Here is a 26,124-nt window from a genome sequence, read left to right on the forward strand (position 1 = left end):
CCGTCACAACTCTATACAACTTAGGCTGAATCTGTTCCATCATGGATACTTATTTTATCGTACAAATTACCTAAAATTTTAATTATTTATCGATTTGAAAATTAATACAGTTCTTATCAGGTGACCTTACCTTCCTTGACAATTCCTCTTAATAATGATTTACTAATTTTACTATTCGTAATTATTACGATTAAAGAAAGACAAAGAAAGCACGTCTGCTTTCCTATCTCGCATGATACCACTACAGCACATTCGACATTTCATGATACTTTCGAAGGGAAGAGTGATTACGTTGGCAAACGCTATGGAATTGGAAAAGAAAATACCGGTCACGGTACTAAGCGGGTACCTCGGCTCCGGCAAAACTACCCTGCTGAACTATGTGCTGAACAACCGGGAAGGCTTGCGGGTAGCCGTCATTGTCAATGATATGAGTGAGGTAAACATTGATGCTGATCTCGTTCGTGACGGTGGAGGATTATCTCGTGTGGATGAGAAGCTGGTGGAAATGTCCAACGGTTGCATCTGCTGCACCTTGCGGGAAGATTTATTAAAAGAGGTAGAACGACTGGCACTCGACAAAAGGTTTGACTATATCCTTATCGAGTCCACGGGTATAGGTGAGCCCATTCCGGTAGCACAGACCTTCAGTTATGTAGATGAGGAAAATGGAATTGATTTGACCAAGCTGACCCGACTGGATACTATGGTCACCGTCGTGAATGCACCGGAATTTTGGAAGGACTTCTACTCCAGGGACTCCCTCAGGGATCGCGGACAGGAAGTGGCAGAAGAGGATGCACGCGGCATCGTTGATCTGCTCATAGAACAGGTGGAATTTTGTGATGTGCTGATCATTAACAAATGCGATCTGGTACCCCCTGAGGAGCTGGAACGACTGGAAAAAGCGTTACGCGGCATTCAACCAAACGCCAAATCATCCGTTCCGAGTACGGCAAGGTGGACCCAAAGGAGATTTTTAACACGCATCGCTTCAATTTTGAAACAGCTAGTCAGGCGGCAGGCTGGATACAGGAAATGAACAAAGAAGAGCACGTACCGGAGACAGAAGAATATGGAATTGCTTCGTTTGTGTACAAGCGCAAAATCCCATTTCATCCCGAACGTTTGTTGAAATGGCTGGCTCAATGGCCTGCTGAGGTTGTACGTTCCAAGGGATTGGTGTGGCTCGCCACGCAGAACCGCACTGCTTTTACATTCAGTCAGGCGGGTGGCTCCAAACAATTCGCACGCGCAGGACTATGGGTATCTGCCTTGACTGAAGAAGAACGCCAATACTATCTCGGTGAAGATTTCGAAAAGACACCTGACTGGGACGAAAAGTATGGTGACCGGGTGACCAAGCTCGTATTTATTGGTATCGATATGAACCGGGAAGAAATCGAGCGCACCCTGGATGAGACACTGCTGACCCCTGAAGAAATGGAGCAGGATTGGCGCAAGCTTCCTGACCCGTTTACGAAAAAAATATAATGAGATTATAAAGTAAAAAGCGCCTTAAGTGAGGAATCCCCCCCTCTTAGGCGCTCTTATATTATTTATGCTTAACCCATTGCGCGCTATCCACCGGCCAAAAAATCACATCCGCACGGCCAACGATATCTTTAATAGAAACAAAGCCAATAGCACGACTATCCCTACTATTATTGCGGTGGTCGCCCATCACAAAAATATAACCCTCAGGTACCTTGGAATCGGTTATGGTTCCATTTGGAAAATCAACATTGTTATATAGTTCTCCCTTGGCGTGCGCATTCTGAATAGCTCCCTGAATGTATAGCTCCTCTACTTTCTTACCGTTCACATAAAGATGATCGCCTTGATACTGAATCGTATCCCCAGCCACTCCGATAACACGCTTAATAAAGTCTTTTTGTTCCTTTTTCACATGGAATACAACAACCTCACTCGGCTTGGGATCACGAAAATCATAAATCATCTTGTTCACGACCACTCGTTCATCTGTCTTGAAATTCGGTTCCATGGACGCTCCCTCAACAATAAATGGCGCAAATAATAGCCAACGTATAATGAACACGAGCACAATGGCTACAATAATGGCTTTAAGCCAATCGATCATCTCATTTTTCACTCGTGGCTGCTTTTCCTGCAATTGTTCGACAGTTGAATCCGTCAAATGATTTCCACTCTCCATGCACTAAACCCACCCTTTCTCACAGTTTTCATTCCTATTATATGTATAATGTTTAAGTATAATCAAATTTTCCCAGTCTGGCAAAATTGCATTTTTAGTTGAAACAAAAGTGTGAACTTTTTTTCACAATATCAAAAAAACAGTAAAAAACTGTTGATGCAAACGTTAACATATATTACACTGTGCATATACTTCTTAGAGCGTTTTGGACTAATGGTAGATCAATCTGTCCCCCCAGGAGGTGTCCTGTTTTTAGTGGAAAGACAGCATGAGTCACTTTTATAGATGCTATCTTCTTTTAAAATATGAGCTCAAATAAGGAGGAAATTACATGTTTAAACGAAATGATCGTCCAAAAAACGGATTTAACGCTCTAAGGCTCGGTGTTTCTTTTGTTTTCGCTTCTTCTTGTCTTATTGGAACCGCTTACGCAGATACGTCATCCAACGACATCCCTTCTTCTGCACTCACAGAAGAGGCAGTTAGTACAACCGACGCAACAGCTGTCTCCACAACGTTAGCGGCAGGAGATTTGTATGTGTCGCCAAATGGTAACGTGTCCAATCCGGGTACAATATCCAGTCCTACCACGCTCGAAGCAGCACTTACACAAATTGCTCCTGGTAAAACTATTTATCTGCGCGGTGGTAACTACACTTACTCCTCAACGATTACAATTCAGCGTGAAAACAGCGGCAATAACGGCTCACTCAAAGGGTTGGTCGCTTACGGTAGTGAAAAGCCGGTACTTGATTTCTCTGCTCAAGCCTTTGGTTCAGCCAATCGTGGACTTCAGCTTAACGGAGACTTTTGGCTAGTAAAGGGCCTTGAAGTAAAGGGTGCCGGAGATAATGGTATCTATATCGGCGGCAGCAATAACCGAATCGAAAACGTGGAAACCCACCACAACCGGGATACTGGACTCCAGCTTGGACGTTACTCGCCTAACGCTTCCACTAGTGAGTGGCCTTCGAACAATTTGATTTTGAATTCTTACTCTCACGATAACGCTGATCCCGATAATGGTGAGGATGCCGATGGCTTCGCGGCTAAATTAACTGTAGGATCAGGCAATGTGTTTGATAACTGCTTGGCTGCGTACAACGTAGACGATGGCTGGGATTTGTATAGCAAAACCGAAACGGGTCCCATCGGCGAAGTAACCATTTTGAACAGTGTGGCCCACCACAACGGGCAGACCTCAGATGGAACGTCTACCGCGAACAGCGACGGCAACGGATTTAAGCTGGGTGGAGACAAAATCAAAGTCAACCATATTGTGAAAAACAGCATTGCTTTCCAGAACAAAAAACACGGCTTCACCTACAATAGCAACCCCGGCAGCATTACGTTGACCAATAATACTTCGTGGGACAATGGACAAAGTAATTTTGCTTTTGACAAGGGTGATCACGTGTTCATAAACAATCTTTCCTTTGAGGGAAGCGCTAGTGACAAAACAAGCGGTACAGATCAAGACAACTCTAGCGTTTGGTGGAAAAACAAAAAATCGACAAATGCCAAAGGTCTGGTAGTCAGTGCAGACGACTTTGTTAGTCTCACGCCTTCTATCACTCGAAGTGCAGACGGTTCCATCCAGCTAGGTGATTTCCTTAAGCTGGCCAAAGGAAGCGATCTGATCGGCTCGGGTACTCCGAGCGGAAAAAATATAGGGGCACGTTAAAAGCCCCGCCTAATCAGGACGCCCTGGCCCATCTACCAACTTAGACAATTCTGCATAATATAGCGACCGGTGATTGTCCTCATAACCAGACAAAATATGAGGTGAACAGATCATGGAACGAAGAATCACACTGAAACATACACTCGCCTATGGAAGCGGTAACATGCTGGGAAGTGGCGCACTTGCTATTAGCGGTGCGTGGTTAATGTACTTTTATACAACCTTTTGCGGACTGTCTCCCGTTCAGGCCGCGGCCATTTTCTCTGTTGCCAGCATCATAGATGCGATCAGCAATCCGGTCATGGGCTTTATCAGCGATAACTTTCACCGGACCCGCTTGGGCCGTAAATTCGGCAGACGTCGCTTTTTCATCATGATGGGTATCCCGCTGATGCTCGTGTATCCGATGCTTTGGGTAGATGGGTTGGGCTTCTGGTATTACCTGAGTACGTATGTGCTGTTTGAACTGGTGTATACCTCTGTCATGGTGCCGTATGAAGCACTAGCGTCGGAGATGACCCGGGACTTCGGCGCACGCTCCAGATTGACTGGATGGAAGGCCATGTTTGGCAAAATTGCCAATTTCGCTGCCGCTTTTATCCCTGGTCGCTTTATTGCCGAGTATGGCAAAGACTCTCCATTGCCTTTCTTTTATACCGGTCTCGTTTTTGCAGCTATTCTGCTGATTGCGATGGCATTCTTATACAAAAACTCCTGGGAACGTCCAAGTGAGGAACTGCAAAAGGAACTGGAAGGTGAAGCTCCGCTTTCCTTTATAGATTCGATGAAAAAGTTGTTTGTCGACATTTCCTCTACCTTCCGAGTCAAGACGTTCCGTCATCATCTCGGGATGTACCTGGGCGGCTTTTCAGCTGAGTGGCTGTTTACTTCTGCTTTTACGTACTTTATTGTCTTCTCCTTGTTCCAAAGCTCGGAGATGGTATCCAATTTGAACAGCTTTAACTCTGTCATTCAATTGATTTCTACCTATTTCTTCATCCAATTCTGCGTGCGTAAAGGGTTCCGTATGCCTTTCATCGCCGCACTCGTTGTCGTTTGCTTTAGCGTAGCTGGTTATGGCCTGCTCTATATAACGGGAGCCTCTAATACGATGGTATGGCTATATGTCATCACACTGTTCATGGGACTTGGTACAGGGGGCGTCTACTACATCCCTTGGAATCAATACACGTTCCTTGCCGATGTGGATGAAGCGTTGACTGGCCGTCGCCGGGAAGGTATTTATGCAGGTATGATGACTTTTGCCGGAAAAATGGTGCGGGCCGTTGTCGTCTTCATTCTCGGCTGGGTGTTACAGCATTTTGGCTTTGTATCCGGGGCTGATAGTCAGCCAGTCGCTGCTCAGCACGCCATCTTTTATGTACTCGTGGTCGGTACCATCGTTCTCGCGATCATCGGTATGATTGCTTCTGTCGTGATGAAGCTGGATATTGACAGCCACAAGAAGCTGATCGCCGAAATTGACCGCCTCAAAAACGGTGGCTCCATGAAATCAGCCAAACCGGAAGCACGAAAGGTATTCGAGGAACTGACAGGTTTCCATTACGATCGGTGCTGGGGCAACAATAATGTGGGCTTTAAGAACAAACCTGTTGACCCTAAAACACACACTCCGTCTATGTAATAACAATAACAAATACAGATTAAACATTTACTAAAGAGGTGACTGTATCATGGCAAATCCAACATCACAACCAACAACCAGTCCTACAAAAACAGATTCTTGGGCAGTACGTATGAGCGATTCCGTTCTACAACGGAGTCCAGAATTTTACGAAAAATGGGAATATGACCACGGCGTCATTTACAGAGGTCTGGAATGGGTTGGCGAACTGACAGGCGATCCCAAGTATATGGAATATATAAAGAAACATATGGATCATTTTGTTGACGAAAATGGCGTTATTCAGCGCTATAAAGTAGATGAGTACAATATTGACCATGTGAATAACGGCAAACTGCTCTTCTCTCTGTATCGTGCTACAGGAGATGAACGATATAAGAAGGCTGCCTACCAATTACGCAGTCAGCTGGAAAAACACCCGCGCACAAGCGAAGGCGCATTCTGGCATAAGCAAATTTATCCGTATCAAATTTGGCTCGACGGCTTGTACATGGGTGCCCCGTTCTACGCTGAATTTATCCGTGAATTCGGAGATCCGTCAGAGTTTGACGATGTGACCCTGCAATTCAAGCTCTGCTATGAACATACACGTGATCCTAAAACAGGCCTGCTCTACCATGCCTGGGATGAGAAAGGTGAGCAGCATTGGTGCAACCCGGAAACAGGCTGCTCCAAAAATTTCTGGGGACGCTCGATGGGTTGGTTCGTTATGGCACTCGTTGACGTGCTGGACTATATTCCAGAGGATCATGCAGACCGTCCCGTCCTGATTGATATGCTGACGGAAACACTGGAAGCCCTGCTGAAAGTGCGTGATAAAGAAAGTGGTGTCTTTTATCAAGTGCTCAACCTGGGCCATGTGAAAGGCAACTATCTGGAAGCCTCTGCTTCCTGCATGATTCTCTATGCTATTGCCAAGGGCGTTCGCAAAGGCTATCTGCCAGAGCAATATCGTCAAGAGGCAGAAATTATCCGTAAGGGAATTATCGATGAATTTATCACGATTACTGAAGAAGGACTCGTGAATCTGAACAAAACGGTGCAAGTAAGCGGTTTGGGTGGTAAAGATCGTCGGGATGGCACCTTCGCTTACTATATCAGCGAGCCGATTATAACCAACGATCCCAAAGGTATCGGAGCTTTCATTCAGGCGATGGGTGAAGCAGAACGCATCTAAACACGCGAAGTATAAACCTTAATTGCAAAAAGGACGGTGGCCATCAGCCCCGTCCTTTTCTTACATATAAACATATCCTACTTCATAACCTTAAACTCATATCCCTGTTTCTTTAGGAATTCTATAATTTGAGGCAACGCTTTTGCGGTTTCTTCTTTACCATAGGTGTCATGCATGAGTATGATTGCTTTTTCACGACCTTTGACTGACCTTATAAACTGGTTGATTAGTGCCGGTGCCTTCTTGGATTTCCCCTCTGCATCCTTCGTTAATACATTCCAATCTACCTGATGATAGTCCTTTTGATGTAAAACTTTATCCAAAGCAGCCATCCCCTGTGGATCTCTGCTATTCCATGTCATGTGGCCCCCCGGAAACCGGATCATTCTTGTGGTGAACTCTGGCCCCAGAATACTTTTTAACACCTTATTGTTCCTCTCAATATCCTGCATAACATGGTCCGTGCTTACCCGCTTGTTAGGATATAAATACTTATAATTATGAGAGTACGTGTGGTTTCCTATCGCATGACCTTCTTTAACAATTCTTTTGATAATGTTCCTGGTATGTTCATTTTCATCGGCTTCTTTTCCTACGATAAAAAAGGTTGCCTTGACCTTCTGTTTTTTCAGAATGTCTAATATTTTAGGTGTTACCGTCACGGATGGACCATCATCAAAGGATAAGTAGGCCACTTTTTTACCATCGGCTCCATCGGGCATCTGCCCTAGCATTTGCTGTTTTAAATATTTTTCGACAAAGGCACCATCTTCTACTTCGGGGTCGCTTTTTGGAGAGACTGCTTTACCATTTGCTCCCCCATTTACTTTACCTTTTGATGAGTCCTTGGATACGGAATCTGTTTTTTTAGCAAGCTCCTGTGTTGGCGCATGCGTTTTGTTATCTGAGACCTTTATCGCAATGAAAGTAATACAGCCTGCCACAAATAATATAATAGCAAGTAAAATTAGTCTTTTTCTGTTCCTCTTCAAGCGGTGTTCTCTTGTCCTACTATGTGAATAGCCCTTTTCCATTAGCTTATGTACCTCCCACTAAAATAAGAAAAACCACCGGATCAGGGTTGATGTACACACCTTAGAATGGACATGGGAAAAACCCTTAGGTTTAGCCGATGAAAATTTAGGGATGCACTTCAACCAGAGGACAACCTACTCCTGGTGGCTTTCTTGTCTTGCATTTGCATAATTTATGAGTATCATTGCAGTTTATTACGATTGCTTCGTTAAGGCCTGAGCCAACAAGGACGCATAAGCTTTAGCACCACTAGGTTTTAAATGTACTCCGTCATGCTCGAAATATGAATTTTTACCAGAGCTAGCTGCATACCAGTCAATCATTGTAATTCGCGGGTCCTGCAACGCTGCTTCGGCAAGATGCTTGTTCACAATACTCTCCCACGGCCGAGGCACACGGGTATTCACGAGTATAATATGCTTCGTATCCTTCAGACTGGCCAGCAAATTCGCTAACTGATCCTTGGTGAAAGCGCCGTTCGTGCCCAGCTCAATAATAACTGTCTTACCCAGCTGTCCGTTCTGTCTTAGCTGCTCCAGTACGGCAGGCGCCTCCGCCATCTGACGGCCGATCCGTCCATCTACAACAGCTCCCGGGAAGGAATCCTGAATGTACGACTGTACATCCAACATGACAGAGTCTCCAATGGCGGTCACACTCGACCCATCACCTGTAATAGGCGTAGCTTTTTTGGGTTTGTCCGAAGGTTCCGACGGTTTCGTAACATCGTCCGTAGTACCAGCCTGGACCGCCGTGTTTTTAGGCGTCTGGGCTTGAGACGGGACTGGGATCTGCACCTTGCTGCCCTCGGACCCTTGCAGCTTGATGGCTTTGGGCTCCTTGGAAGCCACGGATACCGTTCCGTGAAGCGGCGGCATCGCTTTTGCCTTTGCGACTGGCTTCTCATCACTTGATGCCGCCTGAATCGTTGCGTCAGGAGACGCCACGTACAGGTGGACGGTACCCACGAGAATACCTGCAAAAAGCACAGCCGCTGTAGTTGTAGGCATCCATCTCCACCGCGCCTGTCTACGAACCGCTGAACGGATTTCTGTGATCCAGTGGCGGAATCCTCCACGGCGAATCGGCTCCTCGATATATTTAAATGAGAGAGACGCCAGCAATACGGTAGCTAGCAATTGTAAAATGATACGCATCACATGCACGCCATCGGTATCTACTTGAGGCGTCGTTAGCGTAATAACCGGAACATGCCACAGATACAGTCCATAGGAACGGGCTCCAATCCAGCGTAGCGGCTTGATTCCAAGGAGACGACCAAGGTGGCTTACCGGATGTGCCAACGCTGCGACCACAATAGCAGTGACCAAAGCTATGCCCAGCAGGCCGCCCCGGTACAGAGATGGGTCATATTCATTCGAGGCCCACGCCCAGTGACAAAGCAGCAGCAAGCTTATTGCACCGATGCTGTCCAGAAGCATACGCGCCTTAGGAGAAGCTTGCTCTTTCAGTTTGCCGCTTGGCCATACCAAGGCCAGCGCCGCACCGATCAGCAGAGCAAATCCGCGCGTATCCGTGCCATAATACACCCGGCTCGGGTCGCTTCCTGGTACGTAAATCACTGCCATCAGGAGTGCAGATATTAACGCCAGACAAGTCACCCAGCCTGCGAGCACAATACGCTTGGGCATGAATTTTAGCCCAAGCGCCAGCAGTAAAGGCCATAAGATATAAAACTGCTCCTCCACCGCCAGCGACCACAGATGCCCGAGCGGAGAAGGTGGGCCGAAACTTTCAAAATACGAAACCTGATGGAAGATAAACCACCAATTGCTCATATACACCAATGCGGCAGGTACATCTCCGCGCAAGGCCGTTAGCCGTGACGGATCGAAAAGCAACGAGCACAGGACAATGACAGCCACAACCGTCAACATGGCAGGCAGCAACCTTCTGGCACGACGCAACCAGAAATCTTTCATTTTAAAACTATGATATGTATCCCACTGACTCACCAAAATATCTGTAATCAGATACCCCGACAAAGTAAAAAACACGCCTACACCCAACAAACCACCCGGCAACCAATCCGGATTCAGATGATACACAATGACTGCGATGACCGCCAGCGCTCTTAATCCATCCAAACCTGGCATATAACGACGTTGTGACGGCAATTGTTTAGACTTCATTTCAGCCGCCGTCCTTCTTGCAAATTCAAGCTCCCTGTCTGTTTCAATGCTCTTCTGCCCTTTCCCTCTCCTGCACATCGTCTGTGCGATGCCCTGTAGCCTTTTCATTCATTATATAAAACTTCATAATCGTAATGATTTCAATGAAGTTAAAATTAATGACAATGTTTTTATTATATCATTCCTTTCCACAGTTAGGTAACCACTGATAGATATACAAAAAAAGGCATCTCTTCCCTTAGGAAGAAAATGCCTTTTTATTAGTATTCTATGCTCTTAAAATTTGATGATACCTGAGGTATGAAGGAAGACCAACAACATCAGGATCGGTGCAACATACCGAAGACCGAATAACCATACGTTGAACCAGAAGGGTTTGATGTTCGCATGCTCAGCCGCAGTCTTCCAGTAATAACCTGTGAATATAACAATCAACAAACCGCCTAACGGTAAGAAGATGTTGGAAGCGGTGAAGTCTACGAAATCAAAGAATGATTTATCCCCCACTTTTAATTCCGGCACCAGGCCCATGGACAATGCAGAAGGGACGCCCAGCATCAAGCACAGGACCGATACGACGATAACAGAGCGAACCCGGCTCCAACGCATACGCTCCATGACATAGGCTACTGGAACTTCCAGCAAGGATACCATAGAACCTAATGCAGCAACCGCCAGCAGTACAAAGAACAAACCGCCGAAGAATGCACCAAAAGGCATTGCCGAGAAAGCAGCCGGTAAAGCAATGAAAACCAGAGATGGTCCTTGAGCTGGGTTAATTCCGAAGGAGAAGGTTGTAGGGAAAATAATCATACCTGCGATAAACGCATAGATTAAATCTCCGCCACCAACTGCCAGCATGGCTCCACCCAGCGATTGACGGCGATCCACGTACGCACCGTACGTAATCATAATTCCCATCCCCAGTGAGAGTGAGAAGAAGGCATGTCCCAAAGCAACCAATGCAGACTCTATACTTAGCTTAGAGAAGTCGGGATTCAGAAAGAAGGATACGCCCGCACCAGAGCCTGGCAGCATAAGAGCGTTAATCATCAAAACGAGCAACAGGATGACCTTGGCAGGAATCAAAATTTTATTGAACTTTTCAATCCCGTTTGATACCCCCAGAGTAACCACGACTGCTGTAAATGCAAAAACAACTAACAGCCAAACCAACGGCGCATACCCGGAGGAAAAAGAAGCGAACTGTCCAGCAAAATCATTATTTGAAAACAGATTTCCGCTAAATGCCTCTACGGCATAATGCAGTGTCCAGCCTCCTACAATGGCATAGAACGATAAGATAACAAAAGGCACGATAACAAACATAATGCTCATCTTGCCCCAAATCGGGTGACCGCCTACTTTTACCATTGCAGAAGCAGCACTTCCTCGACCTGCACGACCAAGCGCAAGCTCTGCTAAAAGTACAGGCAAACCAACAAGCAACAGGCAGACAATAAACAATAAGAAAAATGCAGCTCCGCCATATTGTCCTGTAATATACGGAAATTTCCATATGTTACCTAGTCCTGCCGCACTCCCGATCGCCGCCAATATGAATCCAGCAGACGAGAAGCGTTCATTTTTATCAGACAGGCTATTCTGCCCCTTGCTCAAATTCATTATATCCCCCTCATTCTCTCTACTTACGCATAAACATGAGCATGCGTACATAAATAATTTTTACTCATTATAGCGTAAGTAGGATGTAAGGTCATGCATAATTTTTCACTATTACCGGATTTATTTTCATAATGTTCCGTATCTACAAAATACAACAGAAAACTACATATTTTCTTCAACATCCTTCTTTATTATGGTCTCTCCCATGCGATTAGATACTTTTTGATAAATATACGAAATCGCCAACAGTACAACACCAAAAGAGAAGTAGGCTACAATCGTGCTCCCCGTCGTTAACAGGTGCAGATCATACAACAGCAGCTTACCTGTCGACAGCAAGGTCAAGCCCAATCCAAATCTGCGAATGTAGACCACTCGCTTGAGGAAGCCGTATACAATATACAAAATGGCCAGCAGTAAATACACCAGACTGAACACAAGACCAGCATCCCCCAGGCGGAACTGAACTCCGAGAAAGGCGGTTATGATACCCAGCAAATATACACCCATAATGACCGGATACAACTCATTGCTTCTATAATGTCGGGTCATCAGTGCGTTCAGAAAATCCCTGCTGCTGAAGAATACCAGCACATTAAAGGCTGCGAGTACCACTAACGCCACATAATCAGCAGCCGTATTTTGTGCATAATTTTCATGCAAGGTTGGAACCGTTACGGTGATCACCAGTGCCAGCGCGTAGCCTATGACGTACAACGCCAAGCTGTAGTATTTAATCACCCGATCATACAGCAACCTCACCTTAGGCAGGAAATAAGCCAACACCAGCGATACGCAGGTGTACAACAACACTTTGTACAAGGTGTAATGGACAAACCCGTCGGATACAACGATGTTATACCAATGCCCGGCTTCATACAAAAGGTAGAAATACACGTTCACCAAAGCTACATATTTAAATCCTTGCATGATATGCATTTCGTACAAACGATTGTTTTTGAAAGCATTCGGACGGCTAAATTCACTCGCATAGAAGACGGTAACGATTAACATTCCCAGTGTAATGAGCGTATATTTGAGTCCAAAATAGTCTGTTTCAAATCCTGACAACAGATATATAGGGAAATCGACGAAAAAGAATGCGCCCAGACACAGTAATAAAATGCCCCAGCCAGCTCGTTCCAATTCCTTCAACCGGTAACGGTGCCCATATAATGTAAGAAGAACCGCTTCGATCAACCAGCCCATGGATAACCATCTAACTCCAAACTGGAACGGCACCATAAGGATGGCAAAGGTCAACGAAGTCGCATAAAATAATATTTTGGTTTGTTTCTCCTCTGGAATATATCGACGGACCCATTGTCCCAGACCCCCGTACACCAAGCAAAAGACGAGAGCCAGCAAGCCTTTATAATCATCCAGGCCTGCGTCGCCGAACAGAGAATACAGAACGGAACAGCTCACGACTGTATTCAGAGCCAAAAGGGAGAAATCCAGCCATGACAGTTTTGATTTTAAACGGAACGGCACCCACAGCGTCATCCCGAGGTACATCGCAAATGTAATGACTGCATACAGCATGCTCGCTACGGCACTTTCCGATAACCACGCCAGCACAATCATCAAGGGCGTATTAAGTAAAAAGCTGATATATTGCACGACGACCCACCGTTTGCGGAAGGATACAAGAAGAATCAGCAAGTTTAACAGGAACAAATAGCCCATGGCGATATACACGGCGTTCCCTTCCAGTCCGTTCGCTGCCATATAGGAAAAGAGCGGGAGATATCCCCCTACTAAACCAAAAGAGCATATCGTTCGGGATTCATACCTTAATGACAGGAGCACAGCGGTCACCGTAACGAGTACGGATAAGCCTATGCCTGTATACATTCCTATGATTTCTAACAAAAAGTAGCTATAAAAAATCGATCCGTACAGTACAGAAATACCGCCGCCCAAAATACCGAGCGCAAAGATCTGCTTCTGCTTGCGATACAGCCATTCCCCGCCGCCCAGCATCAACGCTCCTAGCAGAAAGAAGGCCACGCCCTTCATATTTCCTGTAAACCAGTTCGAGTATGAGTATTTAAAAGCGGCTCCCACACCCAATATAATGAGCAAAATCCCCAGCTTGTTGATCCAGTTCAAGCCTAGCTTCATTTCAAACTGGTTTTGCTTCATGCGCTTCTGCAGCGTTTCTTCGCTGATCTCTTCTTCTCCGAGCTGCTGGAGCTCGCTTGCCGTCTGATGAAGCAATTTGCGCTCGGCCTCCTGAAACCGCCCGCGTTGCTCCATGATTCGGTCACGAATCTCCTCTGAGAACAGTCGTAATCTGGCGACGATCTCGTCCTGATCTTCTTTAAGCTCATGCGTAGTTTGCTGAATAAGCTGGTCCACCCGGTTTTTAGCCCCATATTCAAAGGATGTCAGCCGATTTTCCCCTTCTGTGGTTCTGGAGGCAAAATAGGTCTCCAGCTTTTCACGCGAAATGCGGATCATATTCGCCTTTTCACTCAACATTTGCTCCGTCAGCGCAGTGCGCAGCTTTCCATTTTCCTGCTCAATATGTCGTACTCGCTCTTCCAAGTGAATGCAGCGAGCCTGATAATCCTCGAACTTTTTTCGCAGAACCTCATTCTCCAGTATGATATCTGAGGCTTCATAGTCCGCGATTAATGTTTGATACTCTTTGAGCAGCTTGTTCTGTTCTTGGCGGATCGTATGTAAACGATCTTTAAAATCCTCCATGTTCTCCTCCATCGCTGTCCATTTTGGTAATCATTACATTTTACATGAAATTAAAAAGGCATTATAGAGACTATAGCCCATTTTGGGCGTTAAATTGGGGCTTTTACTTATATATTCTTCCAGTTTCATGATCGCAGATGAAGTAGAATGGATATACATATGAAATAAAGCCTACCTTTCCCCTTCGCAAACATGAAATCCAAATTGAAAGGAGATATACATGTATTCAATAAGTGGCACTATAGCTTTGATAGCAAGCATGTCTATGTTTTGGCTTTTATACTATTTAAGAGTCACCCATTCCTCAGGGTTTAATGATGCTTTTTACTTATTTCCACTTATTTTAATTACGCTGTGTATTTATTTTTATTGGAAAGATCACGATGAAAAAAGGAATTAATTCAATGTGCAGACTCATGCCCTTGATTACCCTGCCAAAAATCCGTATACTTACAAAAAAGCAAACGATATTATGCCTATGAAGAGCATCCAACTCGGAGGCGTTTACGCCAAGGACCATACGTTAGCGTAGGATATGGCGATATGTACCTAAGTAAACCGGACCCGCCCGTTACAGCGGAGCAAAGTGGATTGGAGAGTTATGACATCTGTCATGCTGTCTGGTCAATTTGGGTGGCACCGCGAGATCAAAGCGCTCCTCGTCCCATGTGGATGAGGGCGCTTTTTGTATTTTTATCCGAAAAGGAGTGCGGTGTCATGTTGGATATCAAATGGATCAGAGAGCATCAAGAACAGGTTCAGACAGCAGCAGACGGCAAAGGAATACAGGTATCGGTCGCAGAGCTGTTGACCCTGGATGATCGGAGAAAACAGCTACTTCAGGAAGTGGAACAGCTTCGGCAGAAGCGTAATCAATGTAGTCAGGATATTGGCGCGCTAATCCATGCCGGCCAGAGTGAACAGGCAGAAGTGGCAAAGCGGCAGGTCAAAGAAATTAACGGACGACTAGATCTTCTGGAAGCCCCGCAACAGGAAGTAGAGGAACAGTTTCAACAACTCTTGCTTCTGATGCCTAATATCGTATCGCCAGATACGCCATGGGGGAGATCGGATGAGGATAATGTTGAACTGGAGCAGGTCGGGCCGGTTCCGAACTTCGGATTTGAACCAAAGGATCATATGACGCTCGGTGAGCTTCATAAGCTAATCGACGTCCCTCGGGGTGTCAAAACAGCCGGTACCCGTAACTACTATCTGACGGGAGCAGGGGTTGCATTGCATCGAGCTGTGCAGCAGCTTGCGGTGGATCTGCTGACTGGACGCGGATTCCAGTTGCTGGATGTTCCGCTGATGGTACGTGCAGAGGCCATGCGCAGCACTGGTTTCTTCCCGCTCGGACTGGATCAGACGTACCGCATCACAGGTGAGGATCAGTGGCTTGTAGGCACTTCGGAAGTGCCGCTGGTCTCGTATTACAGCGGTGAGATCGTGGATGTTACGGACCCGATTCGGCTGGCAGCCGTGTCCGTATGCTTCCGCAATGAGGTCGGCTCGGCCGGAAGGGATGTGCACGGACTGTATCGTGTGCACCAGTTTGCCAAGGTCGAGCAGGTCATCATCTGTGAAGCCAGCCTGGACGCTTCAGAGCAGATGTTTCAGGAGATTACGCGCAATGCGGAGGACCTGCTTCAACTGCTGGAACTGCCCTATCGTAAGATGGCTGTCTGTACAGGCGACATGGCGCAAAAAACCTACAAGCAGGTGGACATTGAGACATGGATGCCCAGCCGTCAAGCTTACGGCGAGACACATTCGTCGTCCCAGCTGCTTGATTTTCAGGCGCGTCGTTCCAACATCCGATACCGCAATGCGGACGGGAAGCTGCGATATTGTTACACGCTAAACAACACAGCGGTTGCTTCGCCCCGGATTCTGATTCCATTGCTGGAGCATCACCAGCAAGAGGACGGTTCGATCTGTATTCCGGAGGCTTTACGCCCATATATGCCGCGAGGTATGGAATTTTTGCGTACTCCCTTGTTATGAAAACAGGAGTGCACTTTGAAAAGTAGTACCCATGAGCAGGATTTCCCATTGTAATCATCGCAAAAAAGACGAAGGACAAATATCCTTCGTCTTTTTGATGTTTCATTGTGTCATTGTGCTTCTGCTTCCCAAGCGCTGGCAGGGCCAAAGAATTCATAGTGGATATCCGAAGCAGGGATATTCCACTCCTTCAACAGGCCGTATACCGATTGCATGAATCCCTCAGGGCCGCAAAAGTAATATTGTGCGTTACGCTCCGGTATCACGGATTGCAACCAGTCCAGATCCAAACGACCTTCCTTGTGAAAAGCCTGTGCCAGCCGATCCTGCTCCGTTGGTCTGCTGTAACACCAACGAACTGCAGCCTGTGCATCATGTGTGGCGACCAGCTTTTCTACCTCATTGCGCAGAGCATGGTTATCCCCGTTGACTGCTGCGTGGACAAAGGTGATAGGCCGATGCGGAGCAGATTTCACCAAGGAAGCCAGCATACTGACCATCGGGGTTAGTCCGACCCCTCCGCTGATCAGCACGACAGGTCTGCGATCTGTCCGATCCAGCGTAAAATCACCCGCCGGTGCAGATACCTGAAGCACATCGCCCTCTTGCACCTGCTCATGCAGATACACGGATACTTTACCTGCCGGACGGGACTCTACAGCATCCTCTCGCTTTACAGATATTCGGTAGTGAGGTTGGCCCGGTGCATCCGAAAGACTGTATTGACGAATGTGGGTATTATGTTCTCCCGGGATTTCCATCTTTAAGCTGATATATTGTCCGGGCTCGAATTCAGGCAACACCTGTCCATCCTGCGGCACCAGATAAAAGGACATAATCTGGTCGCTTTCTTTAACCTTTTTCTGCACAACAAAGCTCTTAAAATCTGACCAGCCTCCCTGCTGCTGTCCAGCCTCCTTGTACATTTCAGCTTCCATGTCTATAAATACATTAGCGATCACACCATAGGCCTCGGCCCATGCGGCAATGATCTCGTCTGTAGCCGCATCTCCCAGTACGTCCTTGATCGCAGCGAGCAGATATTTTCCGACGATAGGGTAATGCTCGGGCTTAATTCCCAAACTGCGATGCTTATGTGCAATCTGACGTACCACCGGAAGAATTTCCTCCAGACGGTCAATGTGCTGTGCAGCCGCGTATACAGCATTGGCCAGCGCTCCCTGTTGACGTCCTTGTTTCTGATTCGCGTGATTGAATATATTGAGAAGCTCGGGATGGGCCTCAAACAACATCTGGTAAAAACGCTTGGTGATTGTAGTTCCGTGTACCTCCAAAACAGGTACAGTCGATTTGATCGTTGCAATGGTTTGCTCACTTAGCATCTTTGTATCCCTCTTCTCTCCAAAATAAGATAACAAAGGGTATTTCAACATATGTTCCATTTGTAACCCTCAATTTAAAGCAAGTATACCCACATAAAGTAACCGTTTATGTGATTCCAGTCACTTTAAATTTGAAATAATGTGAACGTGTCAATGACAAAACGCACAATTACAAACGCTTCCCACATAACTGACGAGCTTTCCTCAAAGTTTCAAATATCTATATACTTATTTTGTATGTAGTGATCAGATTTGCCCTTTCTCCTAACAACAGTTTCACCATGCTAAAGACTTCAATTTATTCCACTTGTAAACGCTTCCAATTAGGGTAAAATCGAAAATGAGGTGCCGGACAAGCCATTCCGACCCATCCTATCCGTGTTAAAGGAGGCAGATGATATCGTGAAGTGGATCAACAGCAGCAAATGGTTAGCCGCATGGATTTGTATCCTATTCGCAGTGGCCAGTGCGGGTCTTCAACCCGATACAGCACACGCCAATACAACAGGCGTTACGCAAGCAACCTACGGGACCGAGGTGAACCAAGCGCTGAATGGTTTGGACGTCGCCAATGCTGAACTATCCCTGAGCGCAACAGCAAGCACAGCCATTACGAACGGAGCGGATTGGAAAGACACCGCAGGTAACCCGATTCAGGCGAACAGCGGTAGTATTCTAAAAGTAGGTTCTACTTATTATTGGTACGGCGAGCACGCCGAAAACTGGAAATTTGAAAAAGTGAACGTATATACCTCAACCGATTTGAAAAATTGGTCCTTCCGCAGCAGTATTCTCACCAAAGATTCCGCCCCTGAGCTGAATTCGAGCAAAATCGAGCGTCCCAAAGTTATCTACAACAAAACCACCGGAAAATATGTACTATGGGCGCACTATGAAAATGGCACGGACTACTCACTAGGTCGTGTAGCCGTCGCTACCAGCGATACACCCGACGGAAATTTTGCCTACCAAGGCAGCTTCCGCCCACTGAATTACGAGTCTCGTGATATGACGGTGTTCACGGATACGGACGGTAGCGGCTACCTTATTACAGCTTCCCGTAAAAATGGCGGCGCCAATGATACGATGGCGATCTTCAAGCTGACAGCCGATTATACAGGTGTGCAGGCGTTCGTTGGCTGGATTTTTGAAAATGGCTATCGCGAAGCTCCTGCTGTTGTGAAAAAGAACAATATCTACTACCTGTTCACCTCGCAGGCATCTGGCTGGTATCCGAATCAGGGCGCTTACGCAACCGCCAGTTCCATGACTGGAAGCTGGTCTGCTCTGTCACCCTTCGGTGATCCAGCGGCTTACGGCTCGCAAATCCATTCCATCGCCACGATTACAGGTAGCGCAGGAACCAGCTACATCTATATGGGCGATCGCTGGAATCCGCTCAATCTGAGCGACCACAAATTCATCTGGTTGCCACTAACTCTGAATGACTCCAACAAAACAGCAACCCTGAACTGGTACAGTAGCTGGGATCTGGATGCTGCGACAGGCACAGTAATCCTGCCGTCCCTTGTGAATCACGCACAGGGCAAAACAGCGACTGCTAGCTCAGCCGCATCCAGTTCTCCAGCTTCACTGGCGAACGACGGCAACGCCCAAACCTCGTGGAAGGCTGCCTCCGCATCCTGGCCCGCTTGGTGGCAGGTCGATTTAGGCAGTACCAAGACCATCAGCGAAGTGGATATTTCATGGTTTATGTACAAAGGATCTGAAGCGTATTACAAATATAAAATTGAATACAGCATGGATGGAGTTAACTACTCCACGATTGATCGTACAGGTAATACCACGTATGGTTTTACCAGTGACAAAGTCAATTTTCAAGCTCGCTACGTGCGAATCAACCTTGTAAATGCAGTGCTATTCAATAACCCGAACAACTGGTATACCCCGACGGTGCATGAAGTAAGATTGCTTGGCAATTAACTTTCACACTTGGAATATTGCCTTAATCCTTAAAAAAATATCGCACAGCTCTTGCGCAATGTTGTACCCATTTGCAGGAGCTGTGCAATTTGTGTTGAACCGCTATGTTCGAGTACCTCTCTTAGACTCCTGAAGTGTCCCATGCCGGGCAATGATGGTGAGTCGCAGATAATCAGATATCAAGCGCTGCATGATATCCTTGATATATTGCAGTCGTGATAGTAGATGCCTTAACGCAATCTCCGATTTGTGCAACATAAGGTGCACAATCAATTAACTCATCTACTACGTTTCTTCTTGGACGTTGTCCAAGCGCACAAATGACTGAAGTACCTGGAACAAAATGTTCCTCACCATTTTGATCAGCGCAAGCAACACCTTCTTGTGTAACACTCAGCCCTTTAAATCCTAAATGAACCTGAATGTTATTCTTTTCGATTTCTTTTAGCATAATCGGACGATGTCTAATATTAGCATCCGGAGCCAGCTCCGTTCTCATCTCTACCAGATGAACCGTCTTACCTTCCTGGGCAAGGTGAATTGCTGCTTCACAGCCTGCCAGACCGCCTCCCAATACGACTACGCTATCGCTGACCCTATCCTTCTCCAGATAGTAGTTATTAACAATGACTACGTTATCACCATTCAATCCAGGAATTGGAGGAACAATTGCTGCGGAACCAGCTGCGATAATTAACGCATCAGCATTTTCTTTCTCTGCATACTCTTTAGTAACAGGTGTATTCAAACGGATCTCAACGCCAGCGTCTTTAGCCAGCTTTCCGAGAGTAACACCTAATTCATACATCTCATATTTAAAAGGAATCGCTTGCTCTCCCCTCAAAATACCGCCTATCTCGTCAGCCTTCTCACATAGAATAACTTTATGTCCGCGTTTGGCTGCAGTAAGAGCTGCATAAAGCCCGCCTGGGCCTCCACCGGCTACTAAAACCTTGCGTGGATTAGGGGAAGGGTAAATTTCTGTTCCATCCATCTCACGACCAATTAATGGGTTAACTGTACAGCGTCTTGTGGATGTTTCTGCACGTTCTGCCATACAGGTGAAGCATCTCAGACATTTAATAATGTCCTCGTCGCGGTTGCTCATCACCTTTCTTGGAAGCTCTGGATCAGCAAGCAGTGCGCGAGCCATTTCAACAACATCCGCCTGACCGCTGGCAATGATTTCTTCCATTTGTGCCGGGTCATTTAATCCGCCGACCGTTGCAACCGGAACACTTACATGCTTCTTAATCTCTGCTGCAAGATAAACATTACTTCCATGAGGCAAGAACATCGAAGGGTGTGTGATACCAAATCCTGTCTGATAGGTTCCTGCAGATACATGAAGCAAGTCGACTCTTGATTCGATTAATTTAGCAATTTCTATACCTTCTGTCAGACCATAGCCGCCTTCAAATAACTCTGAGCCACTCATTCTAAACTCGATTGGGAAGCCAGAACCCACAGCTTTACGAACACAGTCAAGAACCTCCTGTGCAAAACGCACCCTGTTTTCCAAAGATCCGCCATACTTGTCTGTTCTGCGGTTGAAATAAGGAGAAAAAAACTGATTAATTAACCATCCATGTCCGCCATGAACCATAATCATTTCGTAACCTGCTCTCTTGGCCAGTCCAGCACATCTACCATAAGCTGCTACAATGTCAGCAATTAGTTCTTGCGTAAGTTCCTTTACTTCTCTGCCGTCTGGACGTACTCCTGGACTGGGTCCCCACTGAGCAAGTCCTTGTTTCTTATTTTTGTCAGTCAGATAAGTTCCTGCATACTGTCCAGAATGAGACAATTCCACACTGGCAATTGCCCCGTGACGGCGAATAGCGTCTGCAGTATAGGTAAAACTAGCAAGAGAATCTACTGTCCCCAGATCCAGATGGTACATATGGGAAGCTTCCGTCTCAGGATGAACCACGACTTCGCTGACCGTAACTGACGCAGCACCGCCTTTTGCTCTTAATTCATAAAAAGCTGTAGATTTCGGTCCAATAGTGCAGTCAGCTGTAATATCTGTACCTCCCATAGGAGAGCCAAACATTCTATTTCTGAAAGTCACATTTCCAATTGTAATTGGTTTACATAGATTGGGATATTTTCTTTGCATGATCTCATGCTCCTTATCTGTATTTATTGCTATGGGTTAATTGATAGCTTTCTGATTCATATCCACAGCCATCTTCTGATTTTTTCGGGTAGTGAACTTATATACAAATGTTAGAACAAGTCCGGTTATGCCAAGTACGGCCGCAATGACAAAGGCTCTCTGATAGCTACTGTCTGTGCTGTAAACATGACTCATAATCGATGGGCCAAAGTATCCTGCTGTTGCAAATCCAATAAACATAATTCCATAATTCACACTATTATTTCTCACACCAAACTGATCGGCAGTAAATCCAGGAAATACCCCCATCAGTGCACCAAAACATAAACCAATAACTGAAATACCAATATAGAATGTCAACACACTACCTTCGCCTGAAAAATAAAGCAATGTGAGTCCTATGACCGAAAAGACAGAAGAAAAAGCCAGGGTATTGATTCGACCGATTTTGTCCGAAATATAGCCTGCAACGATTCGTCCGCCCGTGTTAAACAATGCCAATACGGAAACAACTGTCGTAGCGGCTGCCGCAGACATACCAATCATTTTCTGAGCTATAGGAGAAGCTTGTGATGTACACATGAGTCCGGCAAAAGCACCACACATTAATAACAAGATCATGATATAAAACAGAGGGCTTGAGAGCATGCCTTTCCAGTCTTTGTCGTTCTGAATAGAACGGCCAACATTTACAGTCTTGGGTGTCCATCCTGCAGGAACAAAATCAGATGGACATTTCTCAATGAAGAAAGAAGCAGCACATACAATAATAAGAAATGCTATACCGATGATAATGAATGCTGATGTCACACCAGACCTACTGATTAAACTATTGGCAATAGGAGGTATAATAACTGAGCTTATTCCATAAGCAGCCGTTGTTATACCGCCAACTAATCCTCTTTTGTCAGGGAAAAACTTAATAGAGTTGCTAATTGTGCATCCGTAAACCATTCCCGTTCCTAGGCCAAGTACGATACCGTACGCCAATACCAGGTAACCTACAGATGTTGCAAATCCTGATAAAATCATACCGCCTCCAAATAGCAAGCCCCCTACAAAGATCACTTTTTTGGGCCCGAATCGATCATTAATCCAGCCACCTGAAATCATCGTGATAGGACCTACCGAATTTGTAATCGTAAATGCAATAGCCAAATTCCCCGGTGTTAAACTAAGTCCTGTGACGCTGCTCAAATATTCTGCCATTGGGGCAGAAAATACACTCCACGCGTAAATTGATCCAATACACAGATTAATAAAACAGCTTGCAATCAGAATAATCCATCTCTTTTTTGTAAGTTCCACTGAGATCTTCTTCTCCCTCGTCGTTGTATTGTGAAATCATTCACATATTTCGAAATAATATTAACACGTGCTTTGCAATATATCAACAGGAACATGTATGTAGTTATATGTTTTATTAAATATGTTTTCAATAATATATCAATCTTATTGTGGACTCGCTAAATATGTTATACTTAACCAATAAACGACGAAAATGTTAGGAAGATTGCCTTATGAGAACTTTAAAATATGCCATTCTGGGCTTGTTAAATAAAGAACCTATGACTGGTTATGATATAGGTAAAGAATTCAGTAAAGATTTAGGCGAATTTTGGACTGCAAAGCATAGTCAGATCTATCCAGAATTAAAAAAACTGCTTAATGAGGGACTTATCGTCTACGAGATCCAAATTAGCGGAGAAATTTTAGAAAAAAAATTGTATTCGATTACGGAGAAAGGCAAAGAAGATTTTTTACAATGGCTAAAAAAAGCAGAGCCTATTGAACCCACTCCCAAAGATGTGTTTAAGCTGAGAATGTATTTTTCTAATCATCTGGATATAACAACCCGATTATATTTGTTGGAACATCAGCTGCTTCAACATCAAGATAGGCTGGAACATTTACGCAAAAATAAAGAACGTTATGAAACTATTCCTCCTCTTGATAGTGATAATTTTGGCGATTATCTTGTATTAGATGGTGCTATTTTACGCGAAACTATAACCATACAATGGATAGAAAGTTTTATTGCTTATTGTAAAAAATAAAGCATCTCATTTTCCCTTAAACTTATTGTAAACACAAAAAAGCACAAGGATTCGAGAATATGTAGCTCGAACCCTTATGCTTATTTTTTTACTAATCAACGCATTCGATTCACTGTGGTAAACACAAATTTATCGTACCGATGCCGCGAGAACGAGTATTCAAATGGTATACCTGTATCCAGATAACCCACCTGCTCAATTTCCAAGATTGGATCATCCGCTGCGCAGTCCAAATGCTCACGATCCAGTTCCGTTGACTTGGATGCCCGGATGGTACGGTGTGAACCGACAATATTAAGTCCCAGCTCCTCCTTAATATGTTTGTACACCGAGCCGTACAGCACCTCCTCTGTAATACCGCTGATCAGCTTCGTGGGCATGTATGTGCGCTCGATAACGTAGGGCTCACCCTCCACGACACGCAGACGGATCACATGATATACAGGAGAATTGGCATCAATAAATAAATGGGTCGCTACCTCTTCGGATGGAAATTGAACGTCAAAGGCGACGATTTTATTTTTGATCTCTTTCCCGCGCAATACGTTGGTTAACCCCAGCATTTCATTTACGACAACGTTAACAGGGCCATTGTGAACTGATTTGACGATAAAGGTTCCGTGTCCTCTTTTACGATTCAGCAACCCATCCATCACCAATGTGTCCAATGCCCGCTTAATCGTCATCCGACTTACACGAAACTCCTTTGCCAGTGAGATCTCATCGGGAATCGGATCATCACTGCTATAGGTCTTATTCATAATCCGCTCTTTGACCTCTTGTGCAATCCGCTCGTATTTGTTCATCTGTCTACCACCTGTACTAAAAATTGTTTTATGTCAGCATTTTACCAAAACATCGGTAGCGCTGGTTCTTTTTGTTCTGCAGGCGGGACGTTAAGGTATTACGGTATAAGTAAGTATACCGAACATTATACTTTCTCACCAGCGGCGTACAGCACAGTTCTTTGACGATGATGAAGAAAAAAAGGCGGTCCAGAGGACCACCTTAGAATCCGTTATTCTCGATCACCTGTTTGAACCAGTGCCCACTCTGTTTAACGGATCTCTTGCCACCGTCCTGAAGATCGACAGACACAAAACCATAGCGATTCTTATAAGCATTCGTCCAGGACCAATTGTCCATAAACGTCCATAGGTGATAGCCCTTCACATTGGAGCCTTCTGAGATCGCTCGTTGGACCCATTTGAGATGCTCACGGATAAAATCAATGCGATAGTCATCGCGGATCATGCCCTGTTCATCTCTGAACTTTTCTTCACCTTGAACGCCCATTCCGTTTTCCGAAATGAAGCATTCAATGTTGCCATAATTTTCTCTGACATTGGTCAGAATGTCGTAAATGCCTTTCTCATAAATCTCCCAGCCCCGCATCTCATTCATCTTGCGACCAGGCATGACGTAATAATCGAAGAAACGTTCCGGCACAAAAGGCGCATCCGGGTTCGGCAGACTTTCGCGGGCCTTGACTCTGCGTGGCTGGTAATAGTTAATCCCTAGCAGGTCCACAGTGCCTTGACGTATAATCTCCCGATCTCCGTCTTCCATGCTTGGTACAAAACCCTCTTGGCGTAACAGCTCCACGAGCAAAGGATTGAATTCTCCCGTCACAGATGGGTCTAAAAAGGAACGGTTAAAGAACGCATCGCATATTTCAGCAGCCTGCACGTCTGCCGGGTGCTGACTACGCGGATAAGTTGGCGTCAGGTTCAAAATAATTCCGATTTTGCCCTTATAACCGCCTTCTCTGTAAGCCTTAATGGCACTGGCGCTCGATAACAGGGTATGATATCCCACCTGTACGGCTTTACCGAAATCCACTTCATTCGGATAGTGGAAATCGTATAGATAGCCGCCTTCCACCGGGACAATCGGCTCGTTATGTGTAAACCATTTGGCTACACGATCCCCGAATAACTCAAAGCAAGTGTTAGCGTAATCCACGTAAGCTTCGACCGTCTCCCGGTTCACCCAGCCTCCACTTTCCTGTAAAGCCATCGGCAAATCAAAATGATACAAGTTCACAAACGGCTCAATACCCGCCTGATGCAACTCTTCAATGACGGCATTATAGAATTGAACCGCCTGCTGGTTTATTGCACCTTTCCCTGCCGGAAACAGACGCGACCAGGAAATAGAGAACCGGAAAGAGTTGTGACCAAGCTCTTTCATGAGTGCAATATCTTCTTTGTAACGGGTATAGAAACGGGACGTTTCGCCAGGTCCAACCCCGTCATAAAAACGGTTCGGCTCCTGCTCAAACCAATAATCCCAAATGTTCGGTCCTTTGCCGTCTCCCTCCACGGTTCCTTCTGTTTGGGTAGCCGAAGCCGATGAGCCCCACCAGAAGTCGGATGGAAAACGGTATTGAATGGTTTGCTGCTCTGTATCTTTCATTTCGGTATGATTCACAGCTCTA

Annotated in this window: 16 protein-coding genes and 1 pseudogene; 7 read left to right on the plus strand and 10 right to left on the minus strand. The window is 45.6% G+C overall.

Features of this window, described 5'->3' with window-relative positions; translation table 11 throughout:
* The first annotated feature begins 292 nt into the window (after nucleotides 1-292).
* Nucleotides 293-1,494: pseudogene (locus ACUUJN_RS25710) on the plus strand (GTP-binding protein).
* A gap of 61 nt (nucleotides 1,495-1,555) precedes the next feature.
* On the opposite strand, the gene lepB reads toward ACUUJN_RS25710, so the two are convergent.
* Nucleotides 1,556-2,176, minus strand: a complete 621-nt coding sequence (gene lepB, locus ACUUJN_RS25715; protein ID WP_484669077.1) for a signal peptidase I — start codon at nucleotides 2,174-2,176, stop codon at nucleotides 1,556-1,558.
* A 331-nt stretch (nucleotides 2,177-2,507) separates the two neighbouring features.
* Between lepB and ACUUJN_RS25720 the strand changes: the two genes are divergently transcribed.
* From ACUUJN_RS25720 to ACUUJN_RS25730, 3 genes are all read left to right on the plus strand, one after another.
* Complete coding sequence (locus ACUUJN_RS25720; RefSeq protein WP_076295202.1) at nucleotides 2,508-3,860, plus strand: right-handed parallel beta-helix repeat-containing protein; 1,353 nt, start codon at nucleotides 2,508-2,510, stop codon at nucleotides 3,858-3,860.
* A 112-nt stretch (nucleotides 3,861-3,972) separates the two neighbouring features.
* Nucleotides 3,973-5,505: an MFS transporter gene (locus ACUUJN_RS25725; RefSeq protein WP_028540860.1), complete on the plus strand. Its 1,533-nt coding sequence runs from the start codon at nucleotides 3,973-3,975 to the stop codon at nucleotides 5,503-5,505.
* 49 nt (nucleotides 5,506-5,554) lie between these two features.
* Nucleotides 5,555-6,682 (plus strand): glycoside hydrolase family 88/105 protein, encoded by a 1,128-nt coding sequence (locus ACUUJN_RS25730; protein WP_023990952.1) that lies wholly within the window; start codon nucleotides 5,555-5,557, stop codon nucleotides 6,680-6,682.
* A gap of 77 nt (nucleotides 6,683-6,759) precedes the next feature.
* Here ACUUJN_RS25730 and ACUUJN_RS25735 read toward each other — a convergent pair whose 3' ends face one another.
* The 4 genes from ACUUJN_RS25735 to ACUUJN_RS25750 all read right to left on the minus strand — a co-directional run bounded on the left by ACUUJN_RS25735 (nucleotide 6,760) and on the right by ACUUJN_RS25750 (nucleotide 14,211).
* Nucleotides 6,760-7,716, minus strand: coding sequence for a polysaccharide deacetylase family protein (locus tag ACUUJN_RS25735; RefSeq protein ID WP_028540861.1), 957 nt, complete (start codon nucleotides 7,714-7,716; stop codon nucleotides 6,760-6,762).
* Nucleotides 7,717-7,911: 195 nt separating this feature from the next.
* Nucleotides 7,912-9,870: an acyltransferase family protein gene (locus tag ACUUJN_RS25740; RefSeq protein WP_023990954.1), complete on the minus strand. Its 1,959-nt coding sequence runs from the start codon at nucleotides 9,868-9,870 to the stop codon at nucleotides 7,912-7,914.
* A 276-nt stretch (nucleotides 9,871-10,146) separates the two neighbouring features.
* Nucleotides 10,147-11,496 (minus strand): sodium-dependent transporter, encoded by a 1,350-nt coding sequence (locus ACUUJN_RS25745; RefSeq protein ID WP_013312591.1) that lies wholly within the window; start codon nucleotides 11,494-11,496, stop codon nucleotides 10,147-10,149.
* Nucleotides 11,497-11,658: 162 nt separating this feature from the next.
* Nucleotides 11,659-14,211 carry a DUF2339 domain-containing protein gene (locus ACUUJN_RS25750; RefSeq protein WP_484669078.1) on the minus strand — a complete coding sequence of 851 codons (2,553 nt, stop codon included), beginning with the start codon at nucleotides 14,209-14,211 and terminating at the stop codon, nucleotides 11,659-11,661.
* A gap of 717 nt (nucleotides 14,212-14,928) precedes the next feature.
* On the opposite strand from ACUUJN_RS25750, the gene serS reads away from it, so the two are divergent.
* A complete protein-coding gene (serS, locus tag ACUUJN_RS25755) occupies nucleotides 14,929-16,218 on the plus strand; it encodes a serine--tRNA ligase (protein WP_484669079.1) in 1,290 nt (429 codons plus the stop codon).
* 110 nt (nucleotides 16,219-16,328) lie between these two features.
* Here serS and hmpA read toward each other — a convergent pair whose 3' ends face one another.
* Nucleotides 16,329-17,561 carry an NO-inducible flavohemoprotein gene (hmpA, locus tag ACUUJN_RS25760; protein WP_484669080.1) on the minus strand — a complete coding sequence of 411 codons (1,233 nt, stop codon included), beginning with the start codon at nucleotides 17,559-17,561 and terminating at the stop codon, nucleotides 16,329-16,331.
* Between the two features lie 402 nt (nucleotides 17,562-17,963).
* Between hmpA and ACUUJN_RS25765 the strand changes: the two genes are divergently transcribed.
* A complete protein-coding gene (locus tag ACUUJN_RS25765) occupies nucleotides 17,964-19,505 on the plus strand; it encodes a family 43 glycosylhydrolase (protein ID WP_484669081.1) in 1,542 nt (513 codons plus the stop codon).
* Nucleotides 19,506-19,677: 172 nt separating this feature from the next.
* Here ACUUJN_RS25765 and ACUUJN_RS25770 read toward each other — a convergent pair whose 3' ends face one another.
* Complete coding sequence (locus ACUUJN_RS25770) at nucleotides 19,678-21,627, minus strand: oxidoreductase (protein WP_023990959.1); 1,950 nt, start codon at nucleotides 21,625-21,627, stop codon at nucleotides 19,678-19,680.
* 36 nt (nucleotides 21,628-21,663) lie between these two features.
* Nucleotides 21,664-22,935, minus strand: a complete 1,272-nt coding sequence (locus ACUUJN_RS25775) for an L-lactate MFS transporter (protein ID WP_023990960.1) — start codon at nucleotides 22,933-22,935, stop codon at nucleotides 21,664-21,666.
* Between the two features lie 212 nt (nucleotides 22,936-23,147).
* Between ACUUJN_RS25775 and ACUUJN_RS25780 the strand changes: the two genes are divergently transcribed.
* A complete protein-coding gene (locus ACUUJN_RS25780; RefSeq protein ID WP_068939140.1) occupies nucleotides 23,148-23,684 on the plus strand; it encodes a PadR family transcriptional regulator in 537 nt (178 codons plus the stop codon).
* Nucleotides 23,685-23,779: 95 nt separating this feature from the next.
* Here ACUUJN_RS25780 and ACUUJN_RS25785 read toward each other — a convergent pair whose 3' ends face one another.
* A complete protein-coding gene (locus ACUUJN_RS25785; protein WP_023990962.1) occupies nucleotides 23,780-24,490 on the minus strand; it encodes a GntR family transcriptional regulator in 711 nt (236 codons plus the stop codon).
* Nucleotides 24,491-24,692: 202 nt separating this feature from the next.
* Nucleotides 24,693-26,102, minus strand: a complete 1,410-nt coding sequence (locus ACUUJN_RS25790) for a glycoside hydrolase family 1 protein (protein ID WP_484669775.1) — start codon at nucleotides 26,100-26,102, stop codon at nucleotides 24,693-24,695.
* Between the last annotated feature and the right edge of the window lie 22 nt (nucleotides 26,103-26,124).

The organism is Paenibacillus sp. LRG-1 (assembly GCF_057220305.1).